This is a genomic window from Paenibacillus sp. FSL H8-0168, from assembly GCF_038592955.1.
Taxonomy (GTDB): domain Bacteria; phylum Bacillota; class Bacilli; order Paenibacillales; family Paenibacillaceae; genus Paenibacillus; species Paenibacillus polymyxa_B.
Window position 1 is genome coordinate 1,641,358 of the sequence record NZ_CP151948.1, and the last position, 17,103, is coordinate 1,658,460.

17 protein-coding genes and 1 riboswitch are annotated in these 17,103 nt (G+C 46.1%); of the genes, 13 read left to right on the forward strand and 4 right to left on the reverse strand.

All coding sequences use genetic code 11. The annotated features are described in order from the left end of the window. The 9 genes from MHI21_RS07605 (at position 1) to MHI21_RS07645 (ending at position 7,420) form a co-directional block, all read left to right on the forward strand. Positions 1–1,212 (forward strand): aminotransferase class I/II-fold pyridoxal phosphate-dependent enzyme, encoded by a 1,212-nt coding sequence (locus MHI21_RS07605; RefSeq protein WP_061829137.1) that lies wholly within the window; start codon positions 1–3, stop codon positions 1,210–1,212. Positions 1,213–1,326: 114 nt separating this feature from the next. Then, entirely contained in the window at positions 1,327–1,533 is a 207-nt protein-coding gene (locus MHI21_RS07610; RefSeq protein WP_061829138.1) for an aspartyl-phosphate phosphatase Spo0E family protein, read from the forward strand. A gap of 101 nt (positions 1,534–1,634) precedes the next feature. Continuing rightward, on the forward strand, positions 1,635–2,204 hold the full coding sequence (locus MHI21_RS07615; protein WP_069291480.1) for a hypothetical protein: 570 nt from the start codon (positions 1,635–1,637) through the stop codon (positions 2,202–2,204). Positions 2,205–2,222: 18 nt separating this feature from the next. Beyond that, on the forward strand, positions 2,223–2,786 hold the full coding sequence (locus tag MHI21_RS07620) for a cob(I)yrinic acid a,c-diamide adenosyltransferase (protein ID WP_061829140.1): 564 nt from the start codon (positions 2,223–2,225) through the stop codon (positions 2,784–2,786). A 21-nt stretch (positions 2,787–2,807) separates the two neighbouring features. Continuing rightward, positions 2,808–3,767 carry an RluA family pseudouridine synthase gene (locus MHI21_RS07625; protein ID WP_342420191.1) on the forward strand — a complete coding sequence of 320 codons (960 nt, stop codon included), beginning with the start codon at positions 2,808–2,810 and terminating at the stop codon, positions 3,765–3,767. Between the two features lie 43 nt (positions 3,768–3,810). After that, positions 3,811–4,176, forward strand: a complete 366-nt coding sequence (locus MHI21_RS07630; protein ID WP_069291482.1) for an arsenate reductase family protein — start codon at positions 3,811–3,813, stop codon at positions 4,174–4,176. A 72-nt stretch (positions 4,177–4,248) separates the two neighbouring features. After that, complete coding sequence (locus tag MHI21_RS07635; protein ID WP_080710677.1) at positions 4,249–5,145, forward strand: 5'-3' exonuclease H3TH domain-containing protein; 897 nt, start codon at positions 4,249–4,251, stop codon at positions 5,143–5,145. Between the two features lie 222 nt (positions 5,146–5,367). Then, positions 5,368–6,246 (forward strand): ROK family protein, encoded by an 879-nt coding sequence (locus tag MHI21_RS07640; protein WP_254326428.1) that lies wholly within the window; start codon positions 5,368–5,370, stop codon positions 6,244–6,246. 166 nt (positions 6,247–6,412) lie between these two features. After that, on the forward strand, positions 6,413–7,420 hold the full coding sequence (locus MHI21_RS07645) for an HRDC domain-containing protein (protein ID WP_342419743.1): 1,008 nt from the start codon (positions 6,413–6,415) through the stop codon (positions 7,418–7,420). A gap of 162 nt (positions 7,421–7,582) precedes the next feature. On the opposite strand, the gene corA is transcribed toward MHI21_RS07645, so the two are convergent. Then, positions 7,583–8,518, reverse strand: coding sequence for a magnesium/cobalt transporter CorA (gene corA, locus MHI21_RS07650; RefSeq protein WP_023987788.1), 936 nt, complete (start codon positions 8,516–8,518; stop codon positions 7,583–7,585). Between the two features lie 551 nt (positions 8,519–9,069). Then, positions 9,070–9,195: riboswitch (SAM riboswitch) on the forward strand. Positions 9,196–9,313: 118 nt separating this feature from the next. Between corA and metA the strand changes: the two genes are divergently transcribed. The 4 genes from metA to mqnC all read left to right on the forward strand — a co-directional run bounded on the left by metA (position 9,314) and on the right by mqnC (position 14,282). Further along, on the forward strand, positions 9,314–10,231 hold the full coding sequence (gene metA / locus MHI21_RS07655; RefSeq protein WP_061829145.1) for a homoserine O-succinyltransferase: 918 nt from the start codon (positions 9,314–9,316) through the stop codon (positions 10,229–10,231). Between the two features lie 125 nt (positions 10,232–10,356). Next, on the forward strand, positions 10,357–11,541 hold the full coding sequence (locus tag MHI21_RS07660) for a PLP-dependent transferase (RefSeq protein WP_342419744.1): 1,185 nt from the start codon (positions 10,357–10,359) through the stop codon (positions 11,539–11,541). Further along, entirely contained in the window at positions 11,538–12,716 is a 1,179-nt protein-coding gene (locus MHI21_RS07665) for an aminotransferase class I/II-fold pyridoxal phosphate-dependent enzyme (RefSeq protein ID WP_069291485.1), read from the forward strand. Before MHI21_RS07660 ends, MHI21_RS07665 begins: the two co-directional genes overlap by 4 nt. Positions 12,717–13,148: 432 nt before the next feature. Beyond that, the gene (gene mqnC, locus MHI21_RS07670) at positions 13,149–14,282 is read left to right on the forward strand and encodes a cyclic dehypoxanthinyl futalosine synthase (RefSeq protein ID WP_061829148.1); all 1,134 of its coding nucleotides are present in this window, start codon (positions 13,149–13,151) and stop codon (positions 14,280–14,282) included. Between the two features lie 96 nt (positions 14,283–14,378). On the opposite strand, the gene MHI21_RS07675 is transcribed toward mqnC, so the two are convergent. The 3 genes from MHI21_RS07675 to MHI21_RS07685 form a co-directional block, all read right to left on the reverse strand. Beyond that, positions 14,379–15,254, reverse strand: a complete 876-nt coding sequence (locus MHI21_RS07675) for a YitT family protein (protein ID WP_342419745.1) — start codon at positions 15,252–15,254, stop codon at positions 14,379–14,381. A 72-nt stretch (positions 15,255–15,326) separates the two neighbouring features. Then, positions 15,327–16,553: a cation:proton antiporter gene (locus tag MHI21_RS07680; RefSeq protein ID WP_342419746.1), complete on the reverse strand. Its 1,227-nt coding sequence runs from the start codon at positions 16,551–16,553 to the stop codon at positions 15,327–15,329. A 4-nt stretch (positions 16,554–16,557) separates the two neighbouring features. Next, positions 16,558–17,052: a cation:proton antiporter regulatory subunit gene (locus MHI21_RS07685; protein ID WP_013309426.1), complete on the reverse strand. Its 495-nt coding sequence runs from the start codon at positions 17,050–17,052 to the stop codon at positions 16,558–16,560. Positions 17,053–17,103 lie beyond the last annotated feature (51 nt).

A 17,103-nucleotide genomic window follows, 5' to 3' on the forward strand; every position in this document is an offset into this window, starting at 1 on the left:
ATGAATCTCAAAACAGAAGCATTTACCGACAGCAACAAAGCCATGAGTTCCTATTTGTCCCCGTTGGTGCGCGAGATCCCATCTTCGGGTATTCGTAAGTTTTTTGACTTGGTGGGTGGCAACAAGGATATTATTACCCTTGGTGTAGGCGAACCGGATTTTACAACCCCTTGGCATATGCGGGAAGCCTGTGTCTATTCATTGGAGCGAGGTTTTACCAGCTACACGTCTAATGCGGGAACGCCAGAACTGCGTGAAGCGATTAGTGATTATCTGAATGAGCAATTTGAAGTCCGTTATGATCCCAAAAATGAGATTATCGTAACCGTTGGGGGAAGCGAGGCGATTGATCTTGCTTTGCGTGCGTTAATTGTACCTGGCGACGAAATTCTTGTGCCCGAGCCGTGCTACATTTCATATTCTCCAATCACTTCGATTGGAGGCGGGATTCCAGTAGGTATTGAAACATTTGCTAAGGATGAATTCAAGCTGACAGCTGAGGCGTTGGAGGCAAAAATTACACCTAAATCCAAGGTGCTGATTTTATGCTATCCGAGCAATCCAACTGGAGCTACGATGACTTATGAAGATTGGCTTCCGATTGCCGAAGTCGTGGAAAAACATGATTTGATCGTCATTTCTGATGAAATTTATGCTGAATTGAATTATGGAGAGAAGCATGTCAGTTTTGCCGCTATGCCTGGTATGATGGATCGTACGATTCTCGTCAGTGGTTTTTCCAAAGCCTTCGCCATGACAGGCTGGCGTATTGGATATACATGCGGGCATCCAGATCTGATTGCCGCTATGCTCAAAATCCATCAGTACACCGTAATGTGTGCGCCTTCTATGGGTCAAGTTGCGGCACTGGAAGGCTTGCGGAATGGTTTGGGTGAGAAAGATCGTATGGTAGAAGCCTATAATCAGCGTCGCCGTCTGATGGTTGAAGGGTTCCGGGAAATCGGCCTGGAGTGCCATGAGCCAAGAGGGGCTTTTTACGTTTTCCCTAGTATTCAAAGCACGGGACTCAGCTCAGATGAATTTGCACAGCGTCTTTTGGCAGAGGCTAAAGTTGCGGCTGTACCGGGTAATGTGTTCGGTTTGGGAGGCGAAGGCTATCTTCGTTGCTCATACGCGACTTCTGTTGCTCAGCTGACGGAGGCACTGGATCGGATTGGTCATTTTGTAGAAAAAGTAAGAAAAGAAGGTTAAAATTATTTTTTTATGGGTAATTCATAAAAAATAGTCTTTTATTTCTAAATTTCTATGCTATAATTTGAAATCGGAAGCAGGAAGTTCAATTTTTCAATTGTAGGAGGAATGCTCATGTCATATGTTGGATATAATTCATCTAGTTCAATAGGATACGACATTTCCCTGGAAGATGAAATTTTGTTCCTGCGCAATGAGATGATGCGGACGTTTCAGGAAGAGCAGTCCTTCACCTCTGATCTTGTTATCCAGATCAGTTGCAAGCTCGATTTGAAAATCAATGAATATATGAAGCTGTATGGTACGGAATGCAAGGTTTAACCGTATGAAGTCAGCCAAATGTAAGAAGAAGGCCGTCGGGCCTTCTTTTTTTGCGTTCACAACTTATGATATATTAATGGCATGGAAGAGGGGGCGTACATATGAGAGCAGGGCTAAAAAGGCTATCGCCATGGATCATCGGAATGCTTGCACTTGTATTATTGGCTGGATGTGGGGGACGGGACAAGGACAGCTTCTCCATTTTTATTATGGATAAAGGGGATGCCTCAGTCATCCGTGAGGAGTTGGCACAAAAGCTTAAGGATAAGCTGGGCGAACAGGCTCCGACCATTGAGATTTCGGTCAGTCCGCTGTATAACCAGCAGAAGCTGGTTGTAGAATATGCGGCCGGGGAGCATGATCTGTTTCTTTTGCCGGAAGAGGACATGAAGCTGTATGGACAGAATGGCTCGAATCTGCCGTTAGATGATGCTTTTGACAAGAAGACGTACGCTCGGGGCGTGTTCGAGGGCGGCGTATTTAAGAAGAAGGGGCAGGAGGAAGAAGGATCAGATGTAAGCAAGGAAACTCATTTGTTCGGAATTCCGGTGGAGCAGATGAAGATGTTTAAGGAGCTAAAATATAACTCCAAAACATTATTTGCTACCGTGCCGCCTCGTACAAGCAATAAGGAAGAAGCCATCAAGGTGCTGAAAGCACTTACGGAATGATAAAGGGGATGGAATGAAATGGGCATATATACTAGAACAGGTGATGAAGGACAAACTTCTGTGATCGGCGGTCGAGTGTCCAAAGATGATGATCGTGTGGAGGCATACGGTACAATTGACGAGCTGAACAGCTTTGTAGGACAAGCGATCAGCTTTGCCGAAGGGGAAGAGTTTACGGATATTCGGACTCAATTGGAAGAAATACAGCAGGAGCTGTTTGATTGTGGTTCGGATTTGGCGTTTGTTAAAATTAGTGAAAGCAAATATAAGGTGAAAGACGAGCTGGCAGAGCGTCTGGAAGGCTGGATTGATGCATGTCAGGAGGAAAATCCGAAGGTGGAGCGTTTTATTATACCGGGTGGTAGCACATTATCCTCAACGCTTCATGTTTGCCGTACAGTTTGCCGACGCGCGGAACGCCGTGCTGTTACACTAGGTAAACATACGGATATTAATCCGGCGGTACGTCGGTATTTGAACCGCCTTTCTGATTATTTCTTTGCCGTTGCTCGTACAGCGAATGTCCGTCAGGGTGTGCCCGATGTCGAATATGTGCGCAGCAAAAAAGTGTTCCGCAAATAAGGAGGCAACCGGGAATTTGTGATGAGCTTGTATTATGAACCTATCGTATATACGATCCCTCCTGAGGAGGAGGGCATGCTGTTGAAGACTATTTTACAAAAACGTATGAACATTTCTCGAAAGTTAATATCCAAACTCAAGCTGACCGAGCAAGGTATTATGCTGAACGGGACACGTGTGTACATCAGCGTAAAGGTAAAGTCCGGGGATCGAGTAGAAATTCGCATGGAGCGCGAGCGTTCTGATGATATTTTACCTGAACCCATTCCTTTTGAGATATTGTTTGAGGATGAACATCTGTTAGTGGTGAACAAGGCGGCGGGCATGATTGTCCATCCGACTCACGGTCATTACACAGGAACGCTGGCTAATGGGGTTGTGCATTATTGGCAGGCCAAGGGAGAACTGTTCCGGTTTCGTCCTGTTCATCGTCTTGATCAAGAGACGACGGGTGTGCTGGTAGTAGCCAAAAATCCGTATGTACACCAGCATATTTCTGAGCAGATGATTGCGGGAACGGTGGATAAGCGCTATACGGCTCTGGTGCATGGGCACCCTGAGCTGCAGATAGGAAAGGTAGACGGACCGATTGACCGCAACCCGGATGATCCGCATTTACGTATGGTGACCCCGGATGGTTATCCTGCCCTTACGCTGTATAAGCTGGAGGAAGTGTGGAACGGGGGAAGTCGCATTGGGCTAAAGTTGGAATCTGGGCGTACGCACCAAATTCGAGTGCATATGACTTATATCGGTTGTCCGTTGATCGGAGATAAAATGTATCGGATTACACCTGATGATGCTGCGCAACGTGAGCGATATGATCAGCTTGATGCCAGGATGCCTCGACAGGCTCTGCATGCCTCAGAGCTATCCTTGGAGCATCCTGTTACCGGGGAGCGGCTGACGTTCTATGCTCCTCTACCTGACGATATGGCTGAAATGCAGGAGCTATTAAGAGCGCAATATCTTTCAGAATAAAATATAAATAAGCGATGAAAACCAAATGGAGGTTAATCTAGCGATGAGCCAACTGAAAGTATATCAGTATTCTAAATGCAGTACCTGTCGTAATGCAGTGAAATGGCTGCAAAACAAGGGACATGAGACGGAACTTATTCCTATTTTTGAACAACCGCCCGGCCCGGAGGAATTGGAAGACTTGATTCGCAAAAGCGGGCTGGAGCTGAAAAAGTTTTTCAATACAAGCGGTGAGGTGTACAAAGAGTTAAAGCTGAAAGATAAGCTTGGAGACATGAGCCGTGAAGAGCAAATTTCGCTTTTATCCTCGAATGGAAGATTAATCAAACGCCCGATTGTAACCGACGGTAACAAAGTAACGGTAGGATTCAAAGAGGAAACATTTGAGGGCACATGGGGAGCTCAATAACGCCCAATTAACCCCCACGATATGTTATACTGTGGGGGTTAAATATTATGATGAATGGGAGCAATACAATCTGTGACACAACGCAATGAACAATCCGTAATGCTGGTTGACGGCATGGCCCTGCTATTTCGCGCTTATTATGCAACCGCCGCAAACGGTTATATCCGTCGTACAAAAGCTGGAGTGCCAACGAACGCCATATATGGTTTTATTCGATATTTTTGGGATGCAGTCCAAACGTTTAATCCTACACACGTCATTTGCTGCTGGGATATGGGCGGAACGACATTTCGTGGGGAACATTTTGCTGCGTATAAGGGAAACCGTGCCGACGCACCAGATGATTTGATTCCCCAATTTACATTGATTCGGGAAGTGACGGACAGCCTCGGCATTCCCAACATTGGAGCGGAAGGTTTTGAAGCCGATGATTGTATCGGTACGCTTGCACGCCATTATTCGCAAAATGAGGACATGGATGTAATGATTCTCTCGGGAGATCATGATTTACTTCAATTAGTGGATGATCGGACACGGGTCATTATTATGAAAAAAGGGCACGGCAATTATATGGTATACACCCCGGAGACCCTGCTGACTGAAAAAGGGCTTAAACCACGCCAAGTGGTGGACCTTAAAGGCCTGATGGGGGATGCAAGCGATAATTATCCAGGAGTACGAGGTATTGGTGAGAAAACGGCACTCAAGCTGGTGCAGGAATACGACTCTATTGAAGGCATCCTGGAGAATTTGGATCAATTAACACCCTCGGTCCGTAAAAAAATTGAGAGTGATTTGGATATGCTGCATCTTTCACGCAAGCTTGCTGAAATTCACTGCGGTGTACCTGTAGCATGTGCTTTGGATAGCTGTCTGCTGACGCTGGATCACGTGCAAATTGTAGACAAGTTTGAGCAGCTTGAAATGAAAAGCTTGTGTACATTGATGGGTGTCGCAACCGGATCATAATGAAGCTGTTAGGCTTGATACGGACAATTTAAGTGAAGTAAGTTTATAGGGATGCTGACGCTAGGTGCGTTAGTGTCCTTATTTTTATACCGTTATGTCAAGGGAGTTGTATAGTCATGTGAAGGATTATATACAATTGCGATAAGGGGATTGACCTCGGGCACATTTCAGGTGAATATAGTGGAGAGAGAACCGGATTATTGAAAGGGGACAACAGCAACTATGACAGTATTGGGAGCAATTGAGGCAGGCGGTACCAAATTTGTATGTGGAATTGGCAACGAACATGGGGAGGTACTGGAAAGAGCAAGCTTTCCAACGACCACCCCAGCAGAAACAATGGAGAATGTCATCGCATTTTTTGAAGGCAAGGGCATTGAAGCATTGGGTGTAGGCTCGTTCGGGCCGATTGATCCAATCGAAGGCAGTGATACATATGGCTATATTACAACAACGCCAAAGCCACATTGGGGAAATTACAATTTAATTGGCAAACTGAAACAGCATTTTGACGTGCCTATGGGGTTTGACACGGATGTGAATGGAGCAGCACTTGGTGAGTCTATTTGGGGTGCCGCCAAGGGATTGGACAACTGTCTGTATATTACGATAGGTACAGGCATCGGGGCGGGTGCTTTGGTTGGTGGAAAGCTGATACATGGATTATCCCATCCGGAAATGGGGCATATTCTGGTACGTCGTCACCCAGAAGATACTTACGAGGGGACATGTCCTTATCACGGAGATTGTTTGGAGGGACTGGCAGCAGGTCCTGCGCTCGAAAAAAGATGGAAGGTTAAAGGACATGAACTTTCTGTCGATCACGCAGCCTGGGAAATGGAAGCGTACTATCTGGCACAGGCTTTAATGAGCTATGTATTAATCCTGTCACCGCAAAAAATTATTATGGGCGGGGGAGTGATGAAGCAGGACCAACTGTTCCCGCTCATTCGTACCAAGCTTCAAGAACTTTTGAACGGATACGTACAGCATTCGAGTCTGACAACAGATATTGAGCAATATATCGTATCTCCGGGATTGGGTGACAATGCTGGATTGTGCGGTGCTCTGGCATTGGCAAAGGAAAAGCTGAATCATTAGAATTTATGGTTGACGGCACTCCAAGGTACGGTTATTATATAGGCAACAGCATAGTACGGCTCAAAAAGGGAAGCACCTTTCTTGCGAATACGCAGGATAGGTGCTTTTTTTTGCGTTTTTGTGTTGTGCGGGACTGTCTTTCAACGATATGAGGGAGGAAGAAATCATGGAGATTGTATTTTTAAATCGCTTGTCCAAACGGAATGAACAGGGCTATGAGGACTTTGCTCAGGTATGGATTGGGCAACATGAAGGGGGATGGAGTGCAGGCTGGAGCACACAACATGTCCCGGATGAAAGTATAGACGACCTTTGGTATGAGGGCAGCTTGTGGCAGGAATTACTGCATGTATACCGTCATGAGCTGGCGCTCAAAATGGCTGAGGGCTACAGGCCCTTAATCCATGGCGTATTTCATGAGCAAGAAGGATCATCAGGACGAGGACAAACGCTGCAAAAGCTGTATTGCTACAGTGATTTGTTTCCACGTGATGAAGTGTATGAGCAGTTGACGATGTGGAGACGGCAAAAAGCAGCAACGGAACGAAAAGCGCCTTATTTTATCGCTACGAATCGGCTGCTTCGGCTCATTAGCGTCTATCTTCCCCATACCGAAGAAGAATTGTTGGAGCTGCCTGGTATGGGTCAGGGTAAGGTGTCGCAATATGGGACGGAGCTATTGGCTATTACGACTCAAAATGACCGGACCACGCCATTTCCGTTGAACTGGGTAACAGAGACGCTGGAAGAAGAAGTTTTTTTGTCATGGCTATACAAGCAAAAAGAGAACCAGTACAGGCAGGAGCTGAACAAATTCAGCCTAACTAGAACGATTATCGAAGGCATTTCGGACGGTCTTTCACTGGAGCATATCGGGATGAAGACAGGTTTGCATCGTAGAGAAATGATTGAAGCTGTGGAGCATTTGGACAGGGATGGCATTAATATGGAGAAGCTGATCCGCAAGGAATTGGTGAATGTATCTGAGGAGGAGCAGGCAGCCATCTGGTCTGCTTATGAAGAGTTGGGGGATACGCTGCTCAAGCCCGTCATGCTGAAAGTGTATGGGGAAGAAAAGGCGACAGAAACAGGACTGGATCAAATTTATGAGCGTCTGCGTCTGATCCGTATACGGTTTCGCCATCAGCAGGTACCCGACCGACATGTTGGATAATATAGAACTGATTGGATAAAGCTAAAGTTATTAAAGTACATTCAGGGTCCAACAGACTAAAAAGCAGCAGCCAGTTCCTCATAGGACACGGCTGCTGCTTTTTATGATCAAGCTTGAAAATCGAAATAGGTATCCAACTCCGTACTTTTTCCCCTTTTCTTTTTAAACCCAGTCTTTCTTGCGGAAAATACAGAACATACTAACACCTAGTGCCACCATAATACCAATGACGACAAAATAGCCATAACGTGTATGAAGTTCAGGCATATTATCGAAGTTCATCCCATATATTCCGGTAATGACCGTCAATGGCATAAATACGGTCGTAATTGCCGTAAACACACGCATAATTTCATTGGCACGATTGGCGATACTGGATTGATAAGCTTCTCGAAGGTTACCCATCAAATCACGGTAAGTTTCAAAAGTCTCCGAAATTTTCACAGCATTTTCATAAATGTCGCTGAAATATTTTTGCAATTGATCGTCGATGAGCCGCAAATCCCGTTTGTTTAGGGTATTGATGACTTCCTTTTGCGGACCCAGCACCTTTTTCAGCCACAGAATCTCACTGCGTAAGCCGATGATTTCGTTCAAATGCGACTTTTTCGTATGCATTAGAATATCTTCTTCCAGCTTTTCAATGCGGACCTCAATCCGGTCACCAACCAGAAAATAGTTGTCAACAATCAAGTCGACCAGCAGATACATAAAACGGTCAGGCTGGCTGACTTCTTGCTCCCACAGCATAGGCTTGAGGGTACGAAGCTCATTGATTTTCTGCTTGGTCACCGTAATGATAAAATGGCGGCCGAGAAAAATGTTCAAAGCTCGCAAAAATATTTCTTCATCATCAAAACGAATGCTATTTACAACGATAAAATAATGGCTTTCATAAATTTCGATCTTCGGACGTTGTTCTTCTTCACTCAAACAGTCTTCAACAGCAAGATCATGCATGGAAAATAAAGGTTGTAGCACTGCCAAATCATCGACATCGGCGTCAATCCAATAAAAACCTTCTGCCGGTGCAGTAAGCGCCATTTCAATTTCTTCGACAGGGGTAAAAACCCCGTTGTTGACCAAACGGATTTTCATATATGTCACTCCTTATGCTCCGTCGTAACGGAAATACGTTTACCTTAAGCATAAGGAATGAACTCAGTTAGCCAGTTAGCCGGTGCGGGTAAGCGTGCACTCCCATCAAAAGCCGGAGGCTTTTGGAGCATGCAGAGCCTGGCGTCCCGTCTTTCGGCAAGCTGAAGTCATTCCTATGCTGTTGTTCAGGGATCGCCGCCTACTCGGACTCGGGTCGCCTTCCATTCCGGATTCACCTCTCAAATGTTCTTTTTAGGTTGCCACAGTATCGCAGGAAACACTCAAATCTGCACTACTGCTCCATATTTTTTGCCTAATAGCACTTGTATAGTATAACGCTCGGCCTACGGCCTTTCAAGCGCAAAATCATGGGCTAAATCAACAGTAGTGGCAAGAGCTTCAGCGATAGGAGGGATATGATTTAACCTATGGAAAAGGTAGACAAAATGTGATTGCAGGGCACAAATTTGAAAGTCCCATCTTGACGAAGCCCAGCCGATGCATTAAAGTGAACAACAAGAACTTTGTGAACCCAAAATGAATATAGCGAAATCTTATCAAGAGCAGGTGGAGGGACTAGCCCGATGATACCCGGCAACCGGCGATTTTAATCGCACGGTGCTAATTCTTGCAGGACGCGCGCTTTGTACAAAGAGCGTTGCCCTGACAGATGAGAGAGGCGCATATGGATACAAATATGACCTTTCTCTAACCAGAGAAAGGTCTTTTTATTATATGCCCGGCATCTCAGCAGGACGATTTTCGCAAAACTTACCGAACAAGGAGTGAGTTTACATGCCGATTAAAATTCCAGATACACTACCTGCCAAGGAAGTGCTGGAGGGCGAAAATATTTTCGTAATGGATGAAAGCTTGGCTTATCATCAGGATATTCGTCCGTTGCGCATCGCCATTTTGAATTTGATGCCTACGAAGGAAACAACGGAAACCCAACTGTTGCGCCTGGTCGGCAATACGCCGCTGCAAGTGGACGTCACGCTGGTGCACATGAAGTCTCATGTATCCAAAAATACATCGCAAGAATATTTGAATATGTTCTATAAAACGTTTGACGAGATCAAGAACAGTCGTTTTGACGGCATGGTCATTACAGGAGCTCCGGTTGAACAGCTTGAGTTTGAGGATGTGAACTACTGGGAGGAGATCCGGCAAATCTTTGAGTGGACGAAAACGAATGTAACTTCGACCATGCACATTTGTTGGGCCTCACAGGCAGGTTTATACCATCATTTCAATGTCCCGAAATACGGGCTCGACTACAAATGCTTTGGCGTATTTCCACACACCGTGATTAAACCTAAAGTAAAATTGCTACGCGGCTTTGATGAACTGTTTTATGCCCCTCACTCCAGACATACGGAGGTTCGGCGGGAAGATATTGATCATATCGCCGAATTAGAAGTTTTATCCGAATCCGAGGAAGCTGGAGTGTACCTCGTAGCCACGCTTGACGGTAAACAAATTTTTGTAACTGGGCATTCTGAATATGACCCGCTTTCATTGAAATGGGAATACGACCGCGATGTGGCCAAAGGAATGGATATTGAAGTTCCCAAAAATTATTTTCCTAATGATGATCCTGAGCGCACACCGCCCTCAATCTGGCGGGCGCATGCCAATTTATTATTCTCGAATTGGCTGAACTATTATGTATACCAAGAGACACCTTACGATATCGGGCCCCAGATTTAAAAAAGGGGCTTGTAGTTTACCCTTGTACAGTACCACCTTGCAGTAGCGCAGCAGTATAGTCTTTGACATCCATTTTTGCAGGATTGGTTATAGCACCCACTATGGAAGTTAACAGGAGGATTCATATGAGTGAGAAACAGTGGAAAATCGAAAGTAGATTGGCACAAATCGGTTCAGTAGAGGAGCCAGTAACCGGGGCTGTTAATTACCCGATTTACCAATCTACGGCGTTCCGCCATCCCCGTCTGGGTCAAAGCACAGGATTTGATTACATTCGGACGATCAATCCCACGCGAAAGGTACTGGAAGAGGCTTCTGCTGCACTTGAATCTGGTGATGCAGGCTTTGCTTGCAGCTCAGGTATGGCGGCGCTGCAAACGGTATTTGCATTGTTTGGACAGGGAGATCATCTCATTGTATCGCTGGATCTGTATGGCGGGACATATCGTTTGCTGGAGCGTATTTTATCTAAATTTGGTGTAACAGCGAGTTATGTGGATACGAACGATCTTGAAGCACTCGAACAGTCATGTCGACCGAATACCAAAGCCGTATTCATAGAAACGCCTACAAATCCGTTAATGATGATTACTGATATTCGAGCGGTTGCCGAATGGGCATCACAACATCAGTTGCTTACCATTGTAGATAATACGCTGCTAACACCATATTTCCAGCGGCCATTGGAACTGGGCGCGGATATTGTGGTACATAGCGCAACCAAATATTTGGGCGGACATAACGATGTGCTGGCAGGATTGATCGTAACCAAAGGCAAAGAGCTATCAGCTGAAATTTCCTTCCTGCACAATTCCATAGGAGCGGTGCTTTCCCCGAGTGACTGCTACCAGTTGATGAAGGGGATGAAGACGTTAGCGCTGCGTATGGACCGACATGAGCATAATGCAACAGTGCTGTCTAACTATTTACTGACGCATCCGGCGGTGGCGGAAGTATTTTATCCAGCTCTCGAAGGCCACCCAGGCCGTGAGATTCAAAATAAACAATCCAGCGGAAATACAGGTATCTTCTCCTTTAAAGTAAAGGATGCTCGTTATGTGGAACCTTTGCTTCGTCACATTAAGCTCATTGCGTTTGCAGAAAGTCTCGGCGGTGTGGAATCGTTAATGACCTATCCCGCTGTGCAGACACATGCGGATATACCAGCAGAAATTCGGGATGCTGTCGGGGTAGATGACAGGCTGTTGCGTTTCTCCGTAGGCATTGAGCATGCAGACGACCTCATTGAAGATTTGCGTTCGGCGTTGGAAGCGGCACGTCAAGAAGTAGAAGGAGGGGAGCTGCAATGATAGAGGATGCGAGGAGGATCGGGCAGGATTTGAACAAAGAGCGGAAGTTCGCTACCAAGCTACTGCATTTTGGTTCTGAAATTGACAGCGTTACGGGGGCCTCGAGCGTCCCGATCTATCAAGCTTCTACCTTTCACCATCATGATATTTTTAATCCTCCACAGCATGACTATAGCCGTTCAGGTAATCCGACACGACAAGCTTTGGAGGATTATATCGCTTTATTAGAAGGCGGGGCGTGCGGCTTTGCCTTTGCGTCAGGTATGGCGGCCATCTCCACTACCTTTATGCTCTTATCCGCTGGAGATCATGTCATTGTTTCCGAGGACGTATACGGGGGAACATATCGACTGTTGACCTCCATTTTGAAACGGATGAATATCGAAACGACCTTCGTCGACATGACGGACCTCAACCTTGTGAAAGAGGCGTTGCAGGAGAATACAAGGGCTGTATATATGGAGACCCCGTCCAATCCGACACTCAAAATTACCGATGTAGCAGGAATAACCTCTTGGGCACAGGATCACGGACTTTTAACTTTATTGGATAATACTTTTATGACACCTTATTATCAACGTCCGATTGAGCAGGGAGTCGATATTGTATTGCACAGTGCGACCAAGTTTCTGGGCGGACACAGCGATGTGCTGGCAGGACTTGCGGTAGCGCGTACCGAATCGCTCGGGAGACAAATCAAGCAGCTCCAAAATGGACTGGGTACCGTGCTGGCTCCGCAGGAGTCATGGTTGCTCATGCGCGGTATGAAGACACTGGAGGCTCGTATGGCTCACAGCGAAAAGAGTGCAGCCAAGCTCGCTAACTGGCTGAACGAGCGCAACGACATTGAGGCAGTATACTACCCGGGTCTGGAAAATCATCCAGGGCGTGAAGTTCATGAGCGTCAATCCAGCGGTTATGGTGCAGTGATATCGTTTGATGTGGGTTCTGGTGAGCGTGCAAAAGAAGTCCTCAGTCGCGTACGTATTCCAATTGTAGCGGTGAGCCTGGGAGCTGTGGAAAGCATCTTGTCGTATCCGGCGATGATGTCACATGCGGCTATGCCCTATAGTGTACGATTGGAGCGCGGGATTACGGACGGACTACTTCGTTTCTCCGTAGGTTTGGAGGATATTGACGACCTGATCAGTGATCTGGATGAGGCGCTGCGCTAGAGCGTTAGCACATCCGCAGCATCTTTGTCGTTTTCACGCCGGGAGCAAATATGTACAGCACTAAACAGCAAGTTTCCAGTATTTCAGGAGGCTTGCTGTTTTCTATAAGAATGGCATGAAGGACAGTGTGAAAAAAGGCACTTTCAGTCCTGTTTTGTTATTTCTTGGCTATACGCAATGTTGAGATAAGCTTGGCAGTTGCCTGTTTTCCTAGGTGAAAAGCAGAAAGAAGCGGGAATAAGTATGGTTCCTTACCTAAAGATATGTTAGTATTATCATTAGGTTTTACTATGCTAAATAGCACAGACAACATACAAGGCCAGTCATGAACATACATTACGGCAGGGTTCGAACGCAGGTTTGTGAAAGCATTCTCGTTCATAAGTCCTGTCGTTCATTTCGTCGCCCTGTGACAGCGAAGGAGGATACACCATGAGTGTAATCGACCATATTTTAGATAAAGCCCTACGCGGCGAACGCCTGAATTTAGAGGATACCGTTGCTTTGTTCGAATCAGACGAGGTAGAAAAAATAGGTCACGCGGCGAATAAAGTCATGAATCGCATGCACCCCGATCCCATTAAAACCTTCGTCATCGGACGAAATATTAACTATACGAACGTATGTGACGTATACTGTCGCTTCTGCGCTTTTTACCGTAGACCGGGTTCCGATGAAGGTTATGTTTTGCCGGATGAGGTGATCTTTCAGAAGATCAAGGAAACGCAGGAGGTAGGTGGCACCGAAATTCTAATGCAAGGCGGTGTAAATCCCAATCTGCCGTTCAGTTATTATACGGATTTGCTGAAAGCTATTAAGGAGCGTTTTCCCGATATTACGATGCACTCCTTCTCGCCAGCTGAAATTCACAAAATGAAGGAAAAATCCGGTCTATCCATGGAAGACACGATTCGAGCCATTCATGAAGCTGGATTGGATTCGCTTCCGGGCGGAGGCGGAGAAATTTTGGATGACCGCACACGCCGCAAAATTAGCCGTCTCAAAGGTTCTTGGCGTGATTGGATGGATGTCATGCAAACGGCTCACAAGGTTGGGATGAACACAACTGCTACGATGGTTATCGGCTTTGGCGAGTTGATGGAGGAGCGTGCGCTGCATTTGTTGCGTGTTCGTGATGCTCAGGATGAATGCATTGAAAACAAATATAATTCTGAAGGATTTTTGGCCTTTATTCCTTGGACCTTCCAGCCAGACAACACCAATCTGAAGAAGGAACGCCAGACGCCAGAGGAATATCTGAAGACCGTTGCGATCAGTCGTCTTGTATTGGATAACATCAAGCATATTCAATCCTCATGGGTAACTATGGGACCTGAAATCGGTAAAAAATCGTTATACTACGGTTGCGATGATTTCGGCAGCACCATGATTGAAGAAAATGTAGTTTCCGCTGCAGGCGCAACGTATAAGGTTAACATCGAATCCATTTTACAGTTGATCCGCGAGACGGGTCACATTCCAGCGCAGCGCAATACCCGTTATGATATTATTCGTACTTTTGACAGTGCCAGCAGTATTGAACATGATTTTATCATGCAAAATTAATATCCGTTAATATATTGTTAATTACAAAACGCTTATCCATCACTAATCTATGTATAAGGATTAGTGTAGATAAGCGTTTTTTGATGTGTTACTTTGCTATGTTTTCCATCGTTTCATATACATGATCTCAGCCTGCGGGTCAGCCATTTGGATGACTGCCTTAAAACGCAGCAAATCCAACAGATGAACGCTGTAAACGATGACCATTTGTTCTTTTTTATCCTCAGATTCGCTTTTAATTTTACCCTCTATCTGTGCAGAGCCTCCAACAGGTGTGCTGTGTATACGCAGCCTGCGATATATGGCATCCTCGACGGTTTGCTGTTTCTTGCTGACAACACAAACCATACGCGTCTGACCGGTAAACATCAGCCGGGTCGTTTCATAGGCGGCGAGGCAGGATAAGGCTGAATAGAGAGCTGGCTCCCAGCCTAGCACAAAGCCGGCTGTAATGAGCAGCAGACCATTACACAGCATAACAATCTGTATTAATGGAATCTTGCGGTGTGTTAGCAACAATGTGGATGGACGGCCATCGTCAGATTCGTTAAGTCCTAGTGAATCGAGCAGACCACCATGACGAGCTGCCAGCCCTGCGCCAAGACCGATACAGATGCCGCCGCCCAAAGCGCATACGACCGGATGGCCACTCACTGCCGGAAAAGGCGAAAGAATAATGGCTGAGCCCGAAAAGGCGAACAAGCCAGGTAGTGCCCGAAGCAGCATGGGTTTGTGAGTAGACAGAGAATACAGCAACATGAGTGGCAAGTTCAAAACGAATAGCAGTAACCCAAAATGCTCCTGTGTATAAAGCGACATGAGTCTGGAGATCCCCGTGACACCTCCAGCGATCATATCATGCGGATGTAAAAACAATTCCAGACCGACGGATGCTGTAATTCCACCAATCACCGTATAAAAGACAGGGAACCTTCTCGCATCTCCTGAAGCGGGCTTTACAAGCCGCCTCATAGAGTTTCGGCATGTTTTACAGCGTGCCGCATAGCCTTCCCTCCTATGGATTGTCGTATCCAGCTTTTGCAGTTATGCCGAGTTACTTTCTTCCTTTCGTAGGCGGGGGTCCTTGAACTTAAATATTTTGTTTAACATATTAAAGATAGGTTTTGACTGCTTTGTCAGAAGTGGTCCAAGAATCGCCAGTATGAGTACATAGATAGCTGCAAAGGGCTGAACAATATCAAGCAAACCGCCTTCTTTGCCCAAGTTGGCCATGATGATCGAAAATTCACCCCGTGCCACAATGGTCAGACCGATATTTGCTGACGCTTTGGGAGATAAGGAGGCCGTACGCCCAGCCAGCATTCCTGCCCAAATGTTACCAAACAACGTGAGGACGACTGCTACCAGCGCAAGCCATATCGCGTTTCCTCCCAGGGACAGTGGATCGATGGATAGTCCAAAGCTGAAGAAAAACAGGGCACCAAAGAAATCGCGGAAAGGAACAATTAAATGCTCGATTCGTTTGGCATGTTCCGTTTCGGCCAGTACCAGACCGACCAACAGGGCGCCGATAGCTTCCGCCACATGAATCGTTTCCGAAAAACCAGCCACCAGAAACAGAGAGCCAAAAACAACAAGTCCGAATACCTCATTGGAGCGAATACGGAGAATCCGATTTAACAGAGGGACGGCCTTACGGCCGATAATAATGACTGCAAGCATAAAGCCAAGCGCGATTAGCGCTGATAGCAGCACACCCCCGAGCGAGGATGAATCACTAAGAACCAATCCGGAGAGGATGGAGATGTATACGGCGAGGAAAACATCCTCGAACATAATAATGCCCAAAATCATTTCTGTTTCTGCATTGGCCGTCCGCTTGAGATCTACCAGCACCTTCGCAGCAATAGCACTGGATGATATTGTTGTAATTCCGGCGATAACCAGTGTCTCTGCTACAGGAAAGCCGCTCAGGAAGCCAAGGGCCAGCCCCAGTGTAAAATTGATGCCAATATAAATGGTGCCGCCCACGGCAATGGAACGGCCTGATTTAATTAACCGACCTACTGAGAACTCGAGACCCAAGTAGAAGAGAAGAAACAGCACTCCGATTCTTCCCATAAAATCAATAAATGGGGCGCTTTCGATAAAGCGAAAATCAAAATGCCATAGCTCCATCGCATGCGGGCCAACTGCCATTCCGATCAGGATATAAAAAGGGATGACCGAGAAGCGCAGTTTGGAGGAAATAAGTCCGGCTGCAGCGATGAGAGCAATTGCCAATCCAACCTCAAATACCAGATGATCCATCCAATCACCCGCTTCCGTTCATAAGGATTTGTTTAAAGCGTTTTTGCTGATCGCGTTCCCCGACAACGACTACAGTGGCATCATCGTTAATAATCACTTCAGGACCAGGATTTACATATTTCATTCCCTTTTTCTCCACAATGGCAATAACAGTGGCTCCCGAATTTTGCCTTACATCCAGCTCACCGATGGATTTGCCGACACTTGCATAGTGGGATTCCACTCTATACCATTCGATAATAAAATCATCAAACGTCATTTCAACACTTTCAAGCTGTTTGGGCTTATATGTCATACCCCCGATGATGGAGGCTACCAATCGCGCTTCCTGATCATTCAGGGTTGTCATAGAAATACTTTGTTCCAGATCCTCGTAATCAAAGTGATACAACTCGCGCCTGCCATCATCATGAATAATAATGACAATTCGGTCGCCACTCTCTGCATCTATTCGATACTTAATTCCGATTCCTGGCAAAATAGACTCTCGAATATCCATTTGTAAAGCCTCCTGTACGATACGTTATTTAAATGAATGGTATGGGAAATA